Here is a 2,415-nt window from a genome sequence, read left to right as displayed (position 1 = left end):
CAACCATGACCATCAAGGTCGTACGGGGCAACCCCACCCCGGAGGAACTGGCCGCCGCCCTGGCGGTGGTCCACGCCCGCGCCGCGGCGGCAGCCACCGAGCCGTCCGGCGCGCCCGCCCCCCGCGACGCGTGGTCCGACCCGTCCCGCATCGCCGCCCACCGCCTGCCGGCCCCGGGCCCCACCACGTGGAGCCGCACCTACTGGCCCGGCTGAGCGGAACCTCTCCTACCGAATTGAGTACGCGTACTCAGGCGCCCGGCCCGCCGGGCGGCGCACCATCGCAGCATGCTCTGGTCCGACCCTGAGAACGAGCCGCCGAAGGAACTGCGCGACACGCAGGCCATGCTTCGGCGGCTCGGCCTGCTCATGGCCTGCGCCATGCTCCTGGCCATGCTGGTCCTGGGCATCCTCTGAGCACCCCGGCGGCGGGTCGGCCGCGCACGGCGAGAAGGGGGCGTGTCGGGGGGTGTCCGCCCGCAGCGGTTGGCGCGTCGACAGCCCGCGCTTCCCAGCCGACCGATTCCGCGCCGTTCCGAGGACGGACACCCCCCGGCGCGCCCCCGACCCACCCACCGCACCGGCGCCCAAGCCCCCACGGCGGGTCAGCCGCGCCCTTGAGGGGCGCGAGGAACTGCGCGATCAGCCCCCACCGGCCCGCACCCACGACGCGCCCCGCCCACCCGCACCCACCAACGCGCCCCACCCGCACCCGCCCAACGCGCCCCACCCGCCCCGCACCCGCCAACCCACGCAATACCCTGAGTGCATGACCGCCCCACAGACCCGCCGCCGCCTGATCCTCGCCTCCCAGTCCCCCGCCCGCCTGAACCTCCTGCGCCAGGCCGGCCTCACCCCCGAGGTGATCGTCAGCGGCGTGGACGAGGACGCCGTCTCCGCCCCCACCCCCGCCGACCTGGCCCTCGCCCTCGCCGAGGCCAAGGCATCGGTCGTGGCGGCCAGACCGGAGGTCAAGGGCGCCCTCGTCATCGGCTGCGACTCGGTCCTCGACCTCGACGGCGAGGCCCTCGGCAAGCCCGTCGACGCCGAGGAGGCCACCGCCCGCTGGAAGTCCATGCGCGGCCGCGCCGGCACCCTCCAGACCGGTCACTGCGTCTACGACACCGCCACGGGCCGCTACACCTCAGCGACCGCCTCCACTGTCGTCCACTTCGGCGACCCCACGGACGAGGAGATCGCCGCGTACGTCGCCTCCGGCGAGCCCCTCCACGTGGCGGGCGCGTTCACCCTCGACGGCCGCTCGGCCCCGTTCATCGACGGCATCGACGGCGACCACGGCAACGTCATCGGCATCAGCCTGCCCCTGCTGCGCCGCCTGCTGGCCCAACTCGGCGTGGCCATCACCGACCTGTGGACCCCGCGCGCCGACTGACGCGCCCGATCACGAGGCCCCGGGCGCGGCCGGAGCGGCCTGCTCCGGCTCCCCGGCCCCGTCGCCACTCCCAAGCCCGTCGGCACCCCCCGCGCCCCCGTCACCCTCACCCGGCACCGCGTCAGCGATCCCGCCCTGCCGGTCGTACGTCATCAGCGTGAGCAGCACCAGCCCCAGCACCACCATCATGAACGCGAACGCGCCCCACCCGACCAGCCCCACGGTGAGCGCCCCGAGCAGCGCGTGCACGACGGCGACGCTGATGAGCAGGATCCTGCCGAGCCCGGCGGGCGGCCGGTTGCGCAGGGCCACGAGCAGCGCGACCACACCGCAGAAGACGAAGTAGAGGCCGAAGAGGACACCCCCGGCTTTGGTGGAGACGGACATCGCCTCGGGGTCGAGCCCGGCGAGCGACATCTTCTGCCGGTCGACGACGGTGCCGAGCAGCCACTGGACTCCGGCGATCCCGAGCCCTTCCACGAACAGCACGATCGCCGTCGTCACCGCCACCGGTCTGCGGATCACCCGACCCCACCCACTTCCGATCTCGTCCCGCTGTTCTCAGCGCCTCGCCGCCCCGACTCGTTACCCCAGGTAGGTGTTCGAGACATCGCGAACGCTACTAACGGGTAAACCTCGGGACAAGGGTTCATACGAGAGCAAAGAATCGTTGGGCCATTAGTAGGGACTCCACAAAGAAACCCAACCGGCCGCAGCGCGGCCGCACAGAGACCTTGACCACATCAGAGGGCTAGGGTTTTCGCGTGGGGTCCTGCGCCATGCTGTGCGACAAGGGATTTCGCGGGTTGAGTGAGCCTCGATTCACGCTCCGTGTGGGCAAGCTCACCATTGTGGACGGGTCGAAACGCCGTGTCGGCAGTCCCTAAACTCGGCTTGTTTCAAGGAGAGGGAGCCATCGTGCGCAAGGTGTTGATCGCCAACCGAGGCGAAATCGCTGTCCGCGTCGCCCGGGCGTGCCGGGACGCCGGGATCGCGAGCGTGGCCGTGTACGCCGATCCGGAC

At 72.0% G+C, this 2,415-nt stretch carries 5 protein-coding genes; 4 read left to right on the top strand and 1 reads right to left on the bottom strand.

The window, feature by feature from the left end; translation table 11 throughout:
• Nucleotides 1–5: 5 nt before the first annotated feature.
• The 3 genes from HW837_RS47895 (at nt 6) to HW837_RS47890 (ending at nt 1,392) form a co-directional block, all read left to right on the top strand.
• A complete protein-coding gene (locus tag HW837_RS47895; RefSeq protein ID WP_193382251.1) occupies nt 6–215 on the top strand; it encodes an acyl-CoA carboxylase epsilon subunit in 210 nt (69 codons plus the stop codon).
• A 72-nt stretch (nt 216–287) separates the two neighbouring features.
• Nucleotides 288–416, top strand: coding sequence for a morphogenic membrane protein MmpB (gene mmpB / locus HW837_RS49885; RefSeq protein WP_267887682.1), 129 nt, complete (start codon nt 288–290; stop codon nt 414–416).
• Between the two features lie 352 nt (nt 417–768).
• Nucleotides 769–1,392 (top strand): Maf family protein, encoded by a 624-nt coding sequence (locus tag HW837_RS47890; RefSeq protein WP_045559182.1) that lies wholly within the window; start codon nt 769–771, stop codon nt 1,390–1,392.
• A gap of 9 nt (nt 1,393–1,401) precedes the next feature.
• Here HW837_RS47890 and HW837_RS47885 read toward each other — a convergent pair whose 3' ends face one another.
• A complete protein-coding gene (locus tag HW837_RS47885) occupies nt 1,402–1,917 on the bottom strand; it encodes a hypothetical protein (protein ID WP_193383057.1) in 516 nt (171 codons plus the stop codon).
• 393 nt (nt 1,918–2,310) lie between these two features.
• On the opposite strand from HW837_RS47885, the gene HW837_RS49880 reads away from it, so the two are divergent.
• Nucleotides 2,311–2,415 (top strand): biotin carboxylase N-terminal domain-containing protein (locus HW837_RS49880; RefSeq protein ID WP_156107427.1); only part of this gene is annotated, 105 nt, incomplete at its 3' end.

The organism is Streptomyces caniscabiei (assembly GCF_014930365.1).
Lineage (GTDB): Bacteria > Actinomycetota > Actinomycetes > Streptomycetales > Streptomycetaceae > Streptomyces > Streptomyces caniscabiei.
Note: the sequence above shows the minus strand (reverse complement) of the source record. Positions and strands in the feature narration are given on the sequence as shown.